Annotated in this window: 12 protein-coding genes; 2 read left to right on the forward strand and 10 right to left on the reverse strand. The window is 53.3% G+C overall.

Annotated features, from left to right (window positions below; all coding sequences use genetic code 11):
- Positions 1-17: 17 nt before the first annotated feature.
- Complete coding sequence (locus DXU84_RS06805) at positions 18-788, forward strand: ABC transporter ATP-binding protein (protein ID WP_037033214.1); 771 nt, start codon at positions 18-20, stop codon at positions 786-788.
- 44 nt (positions 789-832) lie between these two features.
- Here DXU84_RS06805 and tssG read toward each other — a convergent pair whose 3' ends face one another.
- The 10 genes from tssG to DXU84_RS06855 form a co-directional block, all read right to left on the reverse strand.
- Entirely contained in the window at positions 833-1,918 is a 1,086-nt protein-coding gene (gene tssG / locus DXU84_RS06810) for a type VI secretion system baseplate subunit TssG (RefSeq protein ID WP_153375176.1), read from the reverse strand.
- On the reverse strand, positions 1,882-3,657 hold the full coding sequence (gene tssF / locus DXU84_RS06815) for a type VI secretion system baseplate subunit TssF (RefSeq protein WP_153375178.1): 1,776 nt from the start codon (positions 3,655-3,657) through the stop codon (positions 1,882-1,884). The genes tssG and tssF overlap by 37 nt, the downstream gene beginning before the upstream one ends.
- A 13-nt stretch (positions 3,658-3,670) precedes the next feature.
- Positions 3,671-5,866 (reverse strand): ImcF-related family protein, encoded by a 2,196-nt coding sequence (locus DXU84_RS06820; RefSeq protein WP_153375180.1) that lies wholly within the window; start codon positions 5,864-5,866, stop codon positions 3,671-3,673.
- Positions 5,867-5,940: 74 nt separating this feature from the next.
- Positions 5,941-6,768: a hypothetical protein gene (locus tag DXU84_RS06825; RefSeq protein ID WP_153375182.1), complete on the reverse strand. Its 828-nt coding sequence runs from the start codon at positions 6,766-6,768 to the stop codon at positions 5,941-5,943.
- 2 nt (positions 6,769-6,770) lie between these two features.
- The gene (locus tag DXU84_RS06830) at positions 6,771-8,210 is read right to left on the reverse strand and encodes a hypothetical protein (RefSeq protein WP_153375184.1); all 1,440 of its coding nucleotides are present in this window, start codon (positions 8,208-8,210) and stop codon (positions 6,771-6,773) included.
- Positions 8,210-8,467 (reverse strand): PAAR domain-containing protein, encoded by a 258-nt coding sequence (locus tag DXU84_RS06835; protein WP_153375186.1) that lies wholly within the window; start codon positions 8,465-8,467, stop codon positions 8,210-8,212. Before DXU84_RS06835 ends, DXU84_RS06830 begins: the two co-directional genes overlap by 1 nt.
- Positions 8,464-10,491: a hypothetical protein gene (locus tag DXU84_RS06840; protein ID WP_153375188.1), complete on the reverse strand. Its 2,028-nt coding sequence runs from the start codon at positions 10,489-10,491 to the stop codon at positions 8,464-8,466. Before DXU84_RS06840 ends, DXU84_RS06835 begins: the two co-directional genes overlap by 4 nt.
- Positions 10,492-10,494: 3 nt before the next feature.
- Positions 10,495-11,361, reverse strand: coding sequence for a hypothetical protein (locus DXU84_RS06845; RefSeq protein WP_153375189.1), 867 nt, complete (start codon positions 11,359-11,361; stop codon positions 10,495-10,497).
- Positions 11,362-11,363: 2 nt separating this feature from the next.
- Complete coding sequence (locus DXU84_RS06850) at positions 11,364-12,311, reverse strand: hypothetical protein (protein ID WP_153375191.1); 948 nt, start codon at positions 12,309-12,311, stop codon at positions 11,364-11,366.
- An 18-nt stretch (positions 12,312-12,329) separates the two neighbouring features.
- Entirely contained in the window at positions 12,330-14,831 is a 2,502-nt protein-coding gene (locus DXU84_RS06855; protein ID WP_153375193.1) for a type VI secretion system Vgr family protein, read from the reverse strand.
- Positions 14,832-15,265: 434 nt separating this feature from the next.
- Here DXU84_RS06855 and DXU84_RS06860 point away from each other — a divergent pair, with 434 nt between their 5' ends.
- Positions 15,266-16,246, forward strand: a complete 981-nt coding sequence (locus DXU84_RS06860; protein ID WP_153375195.1) for a bifunctional helix-turn-helix transcriptional regulator/GNAT family N-acetyltransferase — start codon at positions 15,266-15,268, stop codon at positions 16,244-16,246.
- The last annotated feature ends 5 nt before the right edge of the window (positions 16,247-16,251 follow it).

Genomic DNA, 16,251 nt, shown 5'->3' on the forward strand with positions numbered 1-16,251 from the left:
GTATGCCACAGAAAACGATGATAGACGTGCGCAACCTGAACCTGAGTTTCGGTGAGGGTGCGAAGACCACGCAGGTGCTGACCGATGTGAATATTGCCGTGCGTGAAGGTGAGATTTTCGGGCTGGTGGGCGAATCCGGTTCCGGTAAAACCACGGTGCTGAAATGTCTGGCGGGATTGTTTACTCACTGGAAGGGCGAGCTGGAAATCGACGGCCAGCAGCTTGAGCACCGCATTGGCCGCGAGCGTTGCAGACTGGTGCAGATGGTGTTTCAGGATCCGTATGGTTCACTTCATCCGCGCCATACTATCGGCGATATTCTGGAAGAACCGTTGCAAATCCACCGTATCGACCAGCGGGAGCAGCGGATTAACACCATTCTGGAAAAAGTCGGTCTGAACCGCGCATTCCGCAGCCGCTATCCGCATCAGCTTTCCGGCGGTCAGCGCCAGCGCGTGGCGATTGCGCGGGCGCTGATCCTTAAACCGCGTGTTCTGCTGCTCGATGAACCCACGTCTGCGCTGGATGTTTCCGTGCAGGCGGAAATACTTAATTTGCTGTTCGATCTTCAAAAAGAGGAAGGGTTGACGTATCTGATGGTGACACACGATCTGGGGGTTATCGCCCATCTTTGCCAGCGTGTTGCAGTAATGAAATACGGCAAAATCCTCGAAACGCTGGACACTGATGCCTTGCTGCGCGGCGATATCCGGGATGATTACACCCGTGTGCTGGTCGATGCCAGCCGTGACTACAGCCGGGAAATGGCGGCAAAAGTGATGCTATAGGAAGGAGAAAAGGCCACTGTAGCGGCAGTGATGCAGCGGCCTTTTTACCTCTTATCCCTGATCCTGCCCAGTTTCATCGTCACCTGCTCCGGCATTTTATCCAGATTATCTTCCCGCAATCCCAGCACCACGTTGTAACCCGCGAACAGAGTGCGATCGCCCAGAAGCGGCAGCGGTGCGAGCTTCATCGGAATAGTCAGCGTCAGGCTGGTGTCGTAGTCACACCCCAGATAGACGCGCAGCAGGGTAAAGACGTCTTCCCGCAACTGACCGCCGGGCAGCCAGCCGTTGGCCTCAGTTGGGTCTTCGGTAAACATCTCCACGCCAATGCAGTAGTTGGCATCCGAGGTTTCACTGCCGAGAACCAGATGGTCGCCCAGGCGTTGCTGAGCTGAGAAAGAGAATCTAGCACGTTTGCCGGCGGGTATCCGCGTGACCTTATGCGGTTTTACGGTGACCTGCGTGTTGGGTGCCTGCGAGCGGATCAAGCTGGTGATACCTTCCGCCGTGCGGGTAGTTCTGACCAGCGGCTGCAATAACGCCAGCAATCGCGAGGCGGGCACGTCGCCGCTGTCGGTGATGCCGGTCAGGGCCATCAGGCTGCGCGACGTTTTGTCGGTACCGCCGTCTTCAAAGGTGGCGGGATAATTGTACTTTCGCCAGATGCGGTAAAACTGCGTCATCATCCGGTGGTTGAAGATGTCTAAAAAGGCTTCCAGCGCCTCGTGACCTTCGCGCCGCTGGGTGATGTCATCGATGTAGCCGGTCGGCAGCGGCGAATCCACGCCGTACAGCCCCATAAAGGTGGTGCGCACCGTCGGCGGCGCGTCCGGGCGTACTTCGCTCGTTTCGACGGCTTTAAGCTCGCTGACCGGAAAACCCATCCCCGGATGCGGACGAAAACGCACCGCGTCGTTTTTCGGCGAGAAGGTGCTGCCTAACGGTTTCTTATCCGAGAGCTGTTTCTCCAGCAACTGGCAGAAACGGTAGAAGTTAAAGGCGTGCGCCCGGTCGTTCCCGTCCTTGTCCCGCCAGAATTCCTTCAGGGCGTTCTCTTTCTTTTCTGCATGGTCATCAAAATCATCCGGCGTCATCAAAACAACACCCGCGTCAGGCGGCGTTCCGGCCATGCCCATTTTGTCCCGGACTGACTGAGTGTCACCGTCAGCTGTATAAACCGGCGGATATCGGCGTACTGGGTGTAGAACTGCTCCAGAACCTCGCAAAACAGCAGGGCGTCGCCCTGGCCGCAGAACTGATGTTCATCCAGCATTACGCGGATAGCCACGCCGTGCCAGCCTTCTGCCGGGTAGTGCGACGGCGTATAGCTCACCTGTGTAATGCCCGCAATGCGGCGCGCGTTGTCCGGGTCATGCGTCCAGTCCAGAAGGCTGAGCGCGTGACGCAGCGTGTCGATTTCCATCAGACCGGCGATGGCCTGCGGATGCAGCAGTGACAGCACCTGCCACTGGTAAAGTTCAGCGGTCGGCGGGTAATGCGGCATGGAGGGACGCGTGCGGGTCGCACACTTCAGCTCAAGATTACCCGGGGCGGTCTCACCGTCGAATACGCTCTCCTGTAACGCCATGCGCGGGTACGCGCCGTTGGTGCAGGTCATGTTCAGGCGCATCTTCAGGCCGTTCTGCGCCTCGTGAGTACGCCCTCCGAGCATTAAAATGGTCTCGTTCAGCCCGGAAGTCCCCCGGTACATACGGGTGTGGTAATAACGGTCGGGCCAGTTTTTCTTATACTGGAGCATGCCGCCTTTCTGGCGGAACTGGCTGTAGGGCACGTAGCTGAACTCTGTGTTGTCCTCGGTCACTTCTGCGACGTCATTGACCGCATAGATTTCAGTGTGGCCGTCGCTGAGGCGGTGCGGTCGCAGGCGGTAATCACTGACTGCGGCGGTCACGGACAGCGGCTGGGCCAGCAGGCGGAACAGGTTGATCACCGGCACGCAGTGCATGCGGATGGCGTCCGGCGGCACGGCCAGATCGTATGGCCAGCGTTCGCTGAGCGTCACCTCGATATCAAACGAGGTGGTGTCCGGCGGAAAGGTCAGGGTTTCCAGCCCGCGCAGCTGCATAAAGAAATAACGCGCCGGTGAAGTGAAATATTCCAGCCACGGGCGCACCTCGCCGCACAGGGCCGGGCTGTCGCTCTCCGGCCAGATTGAGGCGTCGTTTTCTGCCTGCCAGCGCGGCACAAACTGCACGTCTACAGGCGTCAGCTCTGTCGATTCCTGCCAGAACCGCACGTTAACCCGCTTTACCTGACGGCTGAGAGCCAGATACAGCGCAGACTGCAGCACGCGGTCGCCGTTGAGATACAGGCTGATGTTTTGCCAGTCGGCGCGGCGGATTTCAGTGAGGGCGGGCAGGGTGAAGCGCAGTTTCAGCGCCTGCTGGCCTTCGGGCAGGGTGAATAACGAGACGTTATCAAGCGCAAACGGATGGACTTTCAGGTCGCGGGTGGTGCGATAAACGCAGCGCTGACGGTCGTTGCCCAGTGGCTGGGTTAACAAATCGCTTTCAGCGGGCAACACCTCTTCGCGCACATGCAGCTCCGGCGCGACCGGTGTCAGTTCGACCACTGCCGTGGAGGGCAGCGTGCGGTTGATCACCGGCAGCAGGTGCGAGAGCAGAGGCTCAGTCAGCTCGGGAATATCGTCATCTATCTTCTGACGCAGCTTGGCCATCATCAGCGAAAAGCCCTGAAACAGCCGTTCGACGGAGTCATCGCGCGGTACCGGACTGCCGTCCAGACCTAACGCGCGTCCCAGCTCCGGGAACTCTTTCGCAAACTCCAGCCCGGCTTCCTTCAGGTAGCGCATTTCGCCGTCAAAATATTTTAAGAAATCGTCTTCCATGTCGGTGCCTGCGTTATCGGAAAATCGTGGTAGGTAATCTGAAACCATCAAGTTTCAGCAGGCTGACCGGATTATTACCTGCGACAAAGGCCAGGCGGTAATTGAGCGGCAGGCCGTCTCCGGCGGTCCAGACCACCAGATAATGTGTGTTGTCCACCGGCGTAATTTTGGCCTTCTTCAGCAGCCGGTAAAATGCCCAGGTGCCCGGCGTATCAAAATACAGCCGCGCACCGGCATGGACACTGGTCCACACCAGCGATGCACCGGGATAGTAAGTGTCGCCCGGCCACTGAATGTCCTGCCATAACGGCATCTGATTGAAGTACAACAGCTTCTGGCCGTCGATGCTCAGTTCGGTCTGCACCACGTCTCTGGCCGTGCCCGCCTGCAGCCTGAAACGAAATCCCCAGCCCGTATCGTTAAGCGCGTGACCCAGGCGGTCGAGCTGGTTTAGCTTACTGAGAAACGCGGCGTTCACCGTCAGTCCCGGAGGCAGTTTGTCGGCCTTCTGCCAGCGGTTGTCTTTGTACTCCAGCACGCCGTTCAGACGCTCGCGGATGAAACCGGCAATCAGGCCGGTCTGCGGATTGATAAAATCGTTCAGCGCCGCCAGCGACGCGTCTTTCGGACTGTCGGTGAACGGGAAGGTGTTATCGAATTCTTTGTGCCAGACCGCGACAATCTCCTGCTGCCACTGCGCATCCATCCCTTTTACGCCGGTGGTCATCACGCCTTTCCATGTCTGGCTGAGCGGCGCCAAAAACAGCGCCTGTGCCATCGGTTGCCAGCCGCTGCCCAGCTGGGCACGCAGACGGGCGGGCAACTCAGAAACCGCGTTATCAATCTGTGTCCCGCGAAATACCGACTGCGAGAGTGCCGCCGTGCCGCCGGTGGCCGCCGACAGGTTGCGCATCTTGTCGCGCAGCCCTGCGGTTTGTGACCGCCAGCCCGACAGCGTAATACCGTTCCCTTTACTGGCACCGGTCGCCATCGAGACGATGCCGCCAAACACCGGCTGCAGGGCAGGAATCAGCTCACTGCGTCGTTCGTTCGGGCTGCCCGCCAGTCCCTGCCAGGCCAGCTGTTTCATCAGCGCTATCTGTGGCGACCGGCTGACGTCAGAAGCCAGTGCCAGCTGCTCTGCCGGATTCGCCGCCGTATGCGGCTTCAGCTGGTTAAGCGTTTTCTGCCACGCGGTGCCGTACTCGGCAAAATAGCGCGCCGTTAACCGTTCACCCAGCGCGGCGGGGGAGAGTGACGCTTCCACCTGATGCCCAGGCTCGGCCAGTACCCACCCGACCTGTTCCTGACGCTGTGTGACCAGTGCGGCAATCTCCGGCGCGATGGCGCCTTCGTACGCCTGGCGGGTAAAGCTGCCTGGTACGTCGGCGTCGAGAGTAAACATTCCGCCGGTCTCCTGACCGTCAAGCAACTGCGTCAGCGACAAATTCGCGAAGTTACGTGAGGTGCGGTCAATCAGGGAACCATAAAGTTTTTGTTCTGCGTCCGCGCCGCTCATGGCGTTCAGCAAGGCCGCCCGCGCCTGCGTGACCGCCGCGCTGTCAGGCTGGATTTTCCAGTCAGGATGCCGGGCGAACTGCGCGGTCATAAAAGCGATATCCTGCGGCGCGACGTTTTTCAGCAACGGCGTCAGCTGTTGCGTTAAATAGCGCTGCGCCTCTGCGCCGGTGGTTTTGTCGGGCTGGGCCAGCATCAGGTAGGTTTTCAGGGCATCGTAGGACGGCGTGGGTGACATCAGCGCCGCACTAAGCTGCTTTTCGGCCGGTTGAACGATAAGCCGATGGGCCAGCGCCGAGTATTGCGGCCAGAGGGCAGGAAGCAGCGAACCCGTTATGTCCAGACCGAACCGGCGATACAGCGGCGTGCCCTGTTCCTGCTGAGCCAGTAAGGTTTGCACCCTATGTTGCAGCGAAGACAAGACCGCAGGCGAGGGCGAGGTTTTCGCCTGTTGTACCTGCTCCGCACTGCCGGTCACCAGCCGGTAATTGCTGATGCCGGACACGATTGTACCGATGGCCAATACCAGCATCGCGGTCGCGGCACTCCACTTCGCCACTGTTTGCGCCGTTACCCCAACCGGACGACCGGCGCGGCGGTGAATGCCGGCAGACAATTCCCGCCAGACCGGAGAATCCGCACGTTCATGCGGGCTGTAGGCGCGTAACGTCAGCGCCGGTGAAAACGCCACGCCGTAAAGCGGCAGCTGAAAATAGCCACTGAGCAGCGGTTTGAATGCATCCGTCCAACCGGTCAGGCGGGCTTTTAAATCACGGCCAGTTGCAGCAAAAACGCATGGCTCAGGTTTCCGCTGATTTGTGCCATGCCCTGTGCGCGAAGTTCGGGAAGCAGTGAATCGACAGAAGACGATAAAGACTCCGGTGTCAGCCTTTTGTTCCCGAACACACCGACCAGCTGCACCGGCCGTTCGGGTTGCGGCCAGGTCAGTTCGCGCCGGTCCAGCAGATACACCGGCAGCTCCCAGCGCAGCCGGTGGCGGACAATTTCATAACCACGAAGCACGGAATCAGCTTGCGCCGCCTTGGTATATTGCGCCTCATGGCTGACCCAGATCAGCGCATCAGCAGGGGCGTGAGTACGCAGACGACGTAAAGCCTGAAGGTCTGCCAGGTTACCGCCCGCCGTCAGTGAGCCACCCCATAACAGCAGGGTATTGCCGACGGTCATCCAGCCAGATTGAGTCAGTCCCGGCGCGACCGCTTCAACATCGGTCACTTCACCCATCACCAGCAGCCAGGGGAGTTTGCGTTTCCAGTGCTGGCTGTAGCGATGCCTGAGGGCAGATTTTAACCGGCCAACATCAATGGACGCCTGAAGGGGCCGCTCTGATTCTGTACCCTTCGATGCGAATTTGGGGCGCACAGGAACCCGCCAGCTGGCCGATGTGGTGACGAGGGTAAATGACAGGGCAATCAGCGCGACAATCAGCGTGATGACCAGAACGGTCATTAAAATGCCGGAGTCCTTTGAGGACGAAGAAAACACGCCGTATTGCCGGAACATACTGATAATCGCGACTACAACGGCCAGCAGCAGGAACAGTATTCCCAGTGGCTTAATGAATTTCTTCACAATCAGCTTCCTTGCTGCGCAGAACGGATAAAGTGCGGCTCAAGCAGGCGATTTAACACGATCCGCAGGCCCACGGCGCTGCCAATCATTGTGACAACCAGTGTCAGGATCAGCGTGAACGCGCCCCAGAAAGAAAACAGCCAGTCCGGGAAGGCATTGCCGAGGGACCAGAACAACACCAGATTGAACAGTAGTGAAGCGACCAGGCATCCTGCAGGGTAGACATCGCGGGGTAACTGGCTGTGATAGTCAGCCTGAACCGGCGCTTGACTCCCGACAACGACTGCCCAGGCTGACTCTTCTGCGGCGGCCAATACCCACTGGCTGCCCTGACCGCGCTTAATCATATCAGCGGCGGCGCCGATCATCAGCCAGCCTGAAAATGATCCATACATCCCGCAGCCTTTGTCGAAATCCAGCTGCCCGCCCATAGGGGCTTCTTTGCGCAGCGGTAATTTCACGTCATGGACGACGGTATTGAGCTTCTGACGCAGGGTGTCGGTCAGCCCGGAGAACCGCAGCAGGCGAAGAGACTCTGTCGGCTGCTGCGTCATGTCTCGCAGTTCCAGCAAATCTTCGGGCAGTTTTTTCAGATTTAACGGCATGGCTCTGAAGAGCTGCGGGGCATTTTGCAGGGTATCTGGTCTAAGCAAGTCGGCGGGGGAGAGCAGCAGGCCAGTCGCTATTTCGCTGAGAGGCTTTTCCTCCACGCCGTCGTAATACTGCATCGCAATAACGAGACAGGGCGTGTGTGCGTCTAAGCAGGTTTCCACAGTTTCCAGAGACGCCTGCGGGCGGACAGGGTTTACCTGTAACGAGTATCCGGGATAAAGCGTTTGCCAGAGCTCTCCGAGGTAGAGAACGTGTGTTTCGGTCACCTCCGTCTGCGTCTGCACAAAGAGTCTGAACGTTACCTGTTTTGGCAGATTCAGCGCTTTAATGGCGTCTTCAAACGATGTCAGGATATGGCGGCAGATGATTTCAAAGCGATAAATACCCGGCGGCGCCTCGTCCTCAGGAAACAGCAACACGGCAGGTTCCTCGTTATCGCCTTCTGGACGGGAGAGGCCCGCGACCTGTGGGTATAAATCCAGACGGGTGGTGAAGTTCACGCTATCAACGATATGCAGATGCTGATGGGTCCAGTTTTGCCACGCCGCATATGTATTTGCCTGCCAGTGCATCCAGCTGTAATACATCAGCGCACCGGCCTCCCATATCAGGAGATAAAGCGACAGGCAAGACAGGATCCCAACCAATGTGAAGCCGGTCAGCGGCAGATAATGACCTGAAGACAACGGATACAACCCGGTTGATGGCGTATCGAGCACGACCCAGACTAAAGCCAGTGCAAAAGCCAGCAGAAAAATAAACACGCACACCCACGGTGACCACGCAGGTGGCTTTTGCTGAGGTTCAGCCTGAGGAACTGACCAGCCCATTATTCGAACCCTGCGTCAGGGAAGCTGGCATATACTACCGACCCACATTCAGTTTTGCAGAGATGTACCACAATCCCTTTTCCCTGCTCCTCATAACCCGGCTCGAATTCGATAATGCGGTTCGGGCCGTGTTCAGGGCAGCTCACGCTGTCATTTAACAGTGCAGCATTTTTGCCCTCAATCTCAAACGTCGATGAAGCAGAAATCACAGCGCCGCCGTGGGAAGTTTTATCTCCAAGAACTACGACATTTTTCATGCGAGTTCTCCCTGCGGTTTCTGTGCCCGGACTAACGCGATATTGTCAGCCTCGGCCTTTTTCACCGCCGCGTCATAACGTTGCTGGGCATCGGCATCCACGTCTTTACGGATAATGGGCGGCAGCGGAGGTGGCGTGAAAGTGCCTGTTTGGTAGTAATCATCGGATCCAATATGTGTCCAGTCAGCCATATCGCGCAGCATCTGCATCTGTGTTTCGTTTTGTCCGATGTTACAGAATCCAATAGGCAAGTCGTAGGCCATTACCTGCTGAAGGAACAGCGGATTTTGGGGTAAATCACTGTGATCGGCAGGCCGGGAAATATACTGGCTTATGCGCGTTCGCATCTGTTCAACGCTTTCCCTGTCAACATTCCGTTTATCGTAAGGAGAGCCTGAGCCTGGTGGCACAGGGAAGGTTTTGCGCTCATTGAAGCCATACAGCTTGATATAATATTTGTAGGTATTGTCGTTGGGCTTCCCTGTTTCCGGGGCATTGGTGCTCCAGCTATAACCATAACTGTCATAATTTTTATCAGCCAAATAGATAGAATGTGCTGCTTTATCGGCGGGCAAATCTTTAATATGTTTACGGTCTTTATCGAAATCAGCCAACTGCTCCGCTGTTATTTGCAGAGGGACCTGCTCGGCATTGATGAACAGCTTTTGGTTTGGGTCAGGATTAGGCCATGCCTGGCGACTAAACACAGAATCATTGCTGTCCCAGAATGTCTTACCGCCATTCGGCTTCCAGTCCCTGCTCATATCTGGCAACGTACCGAACGGTGTTTGCGGATTAGGTGCTTCGCCACAAGCCATATTACGGGCGAGCATGCGCACAAAAAGTGAGTTTTCCGGCACCATCGCAAAGACAGGGTGTGGCTGGGTATAGTTGCTGGCTTTCGTATTAGGAAGCCCTTGCCAGCCAATACTCAATAAGGGTGACGACCCCATTACCCGATCATGTGGGCTGCAATAAATATACGTGCGTCCGTGATTGTCCCGCTCAGGAACATCCGGATTGGAGGTTTCCCCATCCGGTTGCCAGTTCTCGCATGCACCATCAAGACCACAGACGAGTTTCTTCGGGTTGGCGTTCTTAAGCCGGTCCTTGTTTTCAGCCACTTTTGCAACAATGTCAGCAAAGGTGATGCGTCTCGCGGCTTCAGAAATACATTCCGCTAATGGATAGGAGAGATAGTCCATCCCTTTGCTTTCCAGACAGAGCGGAGAATTCATCACAAAGAGCGCATCGGGTGCGGCACCCTCCATTGCCGCTGCGGCAGTAGCAATCATAGTGCCCTGGCTGTGAGATATAACAGTTACGGTATCAGTCGGGCTGAGTTCGCGGATCTTTCTCACCAAATTTGCCAGTCGTTCAGCAGCGTGAGAATAATATTCACGCGGTGGTGCGTTTGCCAAAAGGCGGTCAGTTTCTTCATTGATAAACTGCGTACTGAAGGGGATAGGGATTTTATTGACCCATTTACTGAAGCCATATTTGCTCCACAGCGAATAAAGTGATGTGCAGCCGTTCTGGAAAGGACCTCCACCCCAGAAAAACCGGTTATTACCATTCTTAATTTGTTGATCACTGAGGTCGGTATAACTGTCGCCTTTTGCAGTTCTCAGTGGGATGACAAAATCTTTTTCTGTGCCGGGTTGTGCTCTATATCCCCAGTAGAAACGGATGACAGGAGATCTGCCTTTCTGAGTTAATTTTACTGGAAACGTATTATCTTCATTATATGCATTAGGTTTTAAACTAAATGGAGAGCCCTCCAGTCCAAGACGCTGATTAAGACCCTTGCAGAGATGCTCTTCTGCTTTGAGGTACCATTCGCCTTCAGAATTTACGCCATGAACAAAGATAACCAAGCCTGGAAGTTGGGCACCTTTTCTTACCTCCCCTCGAACACAAACATTTTGGGGGCTCATGGTACTTCTGGCTTGTTGAATACCATTAGGAGTCGTCTCGCTGTTCAGTAAACGAGTAGGCTGATCGTGTTGATAGGCTTCAGACATGGGTCATCCTTGATTTTTAGGCTGAGTAGGGAGCAATGCGGTGTTGCAGGTAAATTGAGTTGCGCTTTGAGGGAATGGCATCAATTTAGGGATTGTATCTTGGGGAGTATTATCTCTTATATCATAATATAAAGCACTAACCTTATTACCCAAGTCAGAAAGCTGTTCATTAGTATATGAATATTTAGTTGATAATAAACTCCCATTTACATCCAAAAGATTTTTTTTATCTAAAGCATCATCAGGTATTCCCATTGCCAAAAGTTTTTTGTAGAAAATGTTGTTAATTGATAATTCTCTTGGTTGTATAAAAGCACCTTCGTTATTGCGTACATATTTATCAGCATTATAGTTGATGCTTTTAATATATATGGCATTATCAGAAATAACGATTGTGTAATCTTTAGAAGCTGAGCTATCAGTTGCTCTAAATTTTATATCATTAAATGTTTTTCCACCATCATTACTGGCTGATAGTATGCTGTAAGCACAGCCTCTTAATGGGTCACCACAAGGTGCGTTATCACCGCTCACCAATGGAATCGCCAGCATGTCGTCGTTTTTCGCTGCCCAGATAAACTTGCCCTTATAGTTCATCGTTCCCTTAGAGAGGAACCAGAGTTTAGTTTTTATCTTCTTGCTGTCATTGCGATAATAAATCGAACCATCATCGCAGTTCGAATAATCCTCCAGCGTGAGATAGCGATTTTTATCGATACGATAAATCACCTGTGGTGGGTTATGGATGGGTTGTACTGCCAGCTTTTTTGGCTGCGTTGATGTCTGCACCGGAGGCGGTGTCACGGCGCAGCCATTCAGGCTGGTCAGTGAAAATATTAATGCACCTGCGAGTAAAGTTAGATTCTTCATGGTCATCCTTGATTTTTAGGCTGAGTCGGTATCAGAGCATCATTGCAAGTAAATTCACTACTTATTGATTTACCGATCTTTTCATCAGGTAATTTCTCTAAAGTCGGTGAGTTATTGAGTCGGTTTAACAACGTATGAGCCTTTACATCAACTTCATGAATTTGAATATCAGAGTAATCGTGTAATGCTTTTAGCCAAGAAGGTATATAACCTACTCGGTTATTTGCTAAAACATCTTTTGGCACCCCGAACTTCAACAAGCCTTTATAAAGTTCATCCTGGACCCAGACTTGCCTTACATTATAAAATTTACCATCTGTATCGACAGAAAATTTATCAGTAGGATATTTGTCTCTTTTGGTGAAGATAGCATCATCTGTAAGGACAACCGTGTACTCTTTAGAGTTTGAGCTATTACTTGCACCGAATATAATATCACTAAATTTCTCCCCCCCATCGTTACTGGCTGATAGAATGCTATAAGCACAGTTTTTGAGAGTGTCACTACAATGATCGTTGCCGCCTCTCACTAAAGGAAAAGCCAGCATGTTGTCGCTCTTCGCTGCCCAGATGAATTTTCCTTTGTAATTCATTACGCTTCGCGATGAGACCGCTAGTGGTAATTTTATATTTTTTTCATCATTATGAAAAAATATCTGACCATTGTCGCAATGGGTATACTTTTCAAGCGTGATATAGCGTTTTTTATCAATACGATATATCACCTGTGGCGGCCCATAAGTTTTTTCGGCCAATAGCTCTTTCTGTAGTGCTTCTTTCTTTAATTCTGCTTGCCTTTCATTATATTCTCTAGCCTGACGAGCTTCCGCTATTCCGGAAAAAGGGTTACCTATAATGAGGCCTCCCCAGGGGCCAACAGCACAACCTGTCACACTTATCACAACAGAAAGACTGAGCGCGCTGATGATTAATTTAGTTATTTTTTTCATATTCTTTCCTTGAAATCCTTATTCGCCATCCAGTAACGAAATGACCATATCCTGCGCGGCTTGTGATTTAGTGAGAGAGGTCATGCCTTTTTCATCAGTCAGCCCTTCAATGATCTGTCCATCATCCAGTGTGATTTTATATTTCTGGGAAGCCAGTGGCTTGCCGTTGAGCGGATGAGTAACGACAAATCCTTCATTGAACTGTTCGGGCTCGAACGATTTCATCGCACTCTGCATGCTGGCCGAGCCTTGCTTGACGATGCCGCCATTTTTAACCAGCAGTTTCCCCGGCCCGCCAATTTCAACGTTACCGCCTTTCAGTTTGATGTAGGCACCGCCGCAGATCAGAACCAGCTCGTCCTGTGCTGTCACCGTCATTTTTTTGCCACTGGCAATATGCGTATCGTCCGTTGACCAGGTGGTGAATTTCCCGCCCTGCGCCTGAACGTCAATGTCGCCTTTGGCGGCAAATATTTTGGTTCCCTGACGGCTGTAGAGGCTGATCTGATCACCGGCGGCGACGGTGAATTTCTTCGTCGCGCCGATATCCACCTGCTTACCGGCGGTCAGCGTCAGGCTGTCTTCCGCGTACAATTGCATACTGTCCCCGCTGACAATACCGACGCCTTTTGGTGCGCTTAAAAGCAAAACGGCTTGCTGAAGTTTGTCGAGTTTCTGCTGTAACAGCGTCTGTTGCCGGTCGATATCCGCCGCTAATGCCTGGGCCTGTTGAGCACTGGCCGACAGGCTCTGCATTTCTACCATCGCACTGGAAAGAAGTGCTTTGGCCTGTTGCATGTCCAGTTGCTGACCTCCGGCTGACGCCTGCACGTCGGCGGTAATAAACACCCCTTTGCCGCCACGAACGGCCACCCAGTCGTCGGTGCGCAGTTCGGCGCCGTGACCGCGGTCTTTGCGCTTGTCATCGACCAGCGCCCCCAGGTTCAGCTGGCTTTTGCCGCTGGCCGGTGTGGAAAGCTTGATGTGTTCTTTGCCTCGTGAATCATCAAGTCTTAACTTATTTCCAGAAGGAGTGCGTATGACGTTCCGCTTATAATTCGGTAACGCCACATGATCCGGGTGCGTTGAATCATGCAGCGCACAGGCGATATAAGGCCGGTCAACGTCGCCATTTTCGAAGGCAATCGCCACGCCGGTGGAATCCAGCAGCGGCATATGGAAGCCGCAGGTATCACCGGAATACGGTTTGGCCAGACGCAGCCAGCAGCTCTCAAAGCCTTTCTGCCATTCGGTACGGTCGAAACCAAACTGGGCGCGGTACAAACCGTCGGCGTTGATGTGGGCGTAAGGTTCGTCCGGATGCGCGCTGGAGATGCGGGCAGGCAGCGTGCCGGTGACGGTCGGCCACGGCAACAACGCAGGGCGGTACGGATGCTGAGTATTACGCGGAACCGCGGTGAAGGTGACGAAGTACGCCGTATCGCGGGCGACGTTTTTAGAGTTGGTGGAAACTATCAGGAGACCGTCCGGCGCTTCCGGCCAGTCTTTGCCGGGTGTGGTGATGACCATCCCCGGACGCAGCGTCATGCAGTTAGATTTGCCCTCAAAGGTGATTTGCTCACTGAGGTAACGTTCCTGACGGCGTCTGGCGTACCACATGCCCTGTCCGGGCTCGTTGCTGAATTCCTTGCCCGGCTCAGGATAGTACTCACCCCAGCGGTAATCTTCGGCGACCAGCGCCGGATAATCGGGATTGGTCTGCGTCGTGCCGGTCATATCGCTTTGCGCAGCGGGGTAATAGTCGTCGTTAACCGTGACTGACTTCGGAATGGCCTTGCGGCTGACCGACATCTCCCAGACTGATTCCAGGCCGCCGTCAAAAAGTCCCGCCGGGTTGCGAAACGGGATCTCAACCGGTTCCGGCCAGGCGTAAGAATGGTCGGCCAGGACCATGACGTCGCAGTTGTTCTCTTCGTCATATTCGAAGAAGTACGAGATGCCGCTGTCTGCCAGGCGTCGCGCAATATGGGCGTATTCGCTTTCACCGAACTGCATCATGAATTTTTTCAGCGGGTACTGGTCATTGAGCGCAAACCGAAAATCCAGCCGGTCCATGTTGTAACGCAGGAAGGTGTTTTCGGTCATGCTGATGATGCTGTCGTTCTGGTAAATCGCGTTATTGCTGCCCTGATTTAAGCGGGTGACGCGGTGCTCCAGCGTGGCGACGTAACGGGTTTCATCAGCAGAAGTGCTGCACTGGCGAAACTGGGTGATCACACCGGGGATGATGCGCGGCTTAACCGATTCCCACGGCTTGCCGTCGGGGTACATCAGGAACAGCGCGGAATAATTGATGATGTGCCGGGCGGGAATATCTTTCACCGTGCTGGTAAACGCTATCTCATAGCGCAGAATATCGCTGATGGCCTCGCTGCCGCCGAATTTGAGCACCGAAATATCGACGCCGGGCTGTTGGGATTCCAGTCTTTTAAGACGCAACTGATAATGGTTGTGGACCGGTAATTTACTGCCTGCAATAATATATTCCTGAATGCTCATTTTTTAATTCCCTTTGACACAACGCAGCATGTGGCTGGTTAATCGACACCCTGTTTACTGGTTATGAAATGAATCCATTGTGTTAAATCATTAGCGGCATGAATGAAAATATAATTTGACTTAAGTTAAATTTAAAGATCGCGCAAGTCTACTTAAAAATCCCAAAAACAGAAGTGATGTATGTTCAATAATTAAAAATAATGGCTCTGGCAAGTATGCCTGAAGGCTATGATTTGTATTGCCGGGTTTTTATAATCATTTTCTTCTTATTAATTCAGGTTATTCATCTCGTTAACGTAATGCCAGATAAGTGCAGGCGCAGCGGCTCAGAATTGAACGGTAGTGTATGAGTGGATTGAGGGATGTAGTTCAGGGTTGACAGAATGGCGGAAGCTGTTTAATTTCGTTGATACTATCAACTAACAGAGTTAAAAATGACGGCCATTCATTCGATTCGCACCGAGCTGCGTTACCTTGTCAGGGAGCTCGGGTTGCTGGATAAAAACTGTTTTCGCTCGGGTTTATCTCTTACGCAGGCGCATCTGCTGACCTATCTTTCAAAGAACGGCGTGACGTCTTTTGCTGAGTTATGCCTGCAACTGAGCATGGATAAGGCCTCGCTAAGCCGTACGCTGAACGTGCTGGCCGGAAAAAATTATGTTGAACCGGTCACCGGAGAGAGAGACAAGCGGCAAAAAAGTTTTCAGCTGACGACGGCAGGTGCGCAGTGTTTAGCCGCGGCTGATGCTTCGGCGGATAATGAATTTTCATTTGTTCAAAATGCAATGGAATTACAGCAAGCGCAGGAAATAATTAATGGGTTACGTGCGTTGAGAATAAATACTTTCCGGCGGAATGCCGCACGTCATCCGCAAAGAATACAAATTGAAATTATGCGCAGTAATTACCTTCCCGAAGTGACAAAACTCTTAATGGAGACTTTTTCGCAGGAACAGAATATTCCGCAGGCGCTTATTCTGTTACCCGCAGAGCTTAAAACTAAATGCTGGATAGTTCGCTCGGGAGAATATGTTCTGGGCACTGTCGCCTGCTGGCAGGAAAATAACGAATGGCACTGGGGAAGGTTTGCCGTTAATCCTTGTTATCGCGGGATGGGCATCGGCAGGCAACTGGCGCGGGTTTCCCTGACGGAGATGCTTGAAGAAACAGATAACGTGATAATGGAGGCGCGGGATTCCACGGTCAGGATCATCAGCGAGCTGGGTGGAAAAATCACCGGGCCCACCCGTGATTTCTACGGCATGCCCATCACCCCGATGCATCTGAAAAAAGAAGATTTTGAGCACGTAACAGAACAGCGAAAAAATACACGCCTGACCGGAGATTGTCATGAGGCGAAATTGAGTCCGGCCGGTCATCAGGGCGGCAGTACCGTCAGATTGGCGCGAAAATAATGATT

The sequence above is a fragment of the Rahnella sp. RcJ3 genome, from assembly GCF_009498575.1.
Taxonomy (GTDB): domain Bacteria; phylum Pseudomonadota; class Gammaproteobacteria; order Enterobacterales; family Enterobacteriaceae; genus Rahnella; species Rahnella aceris.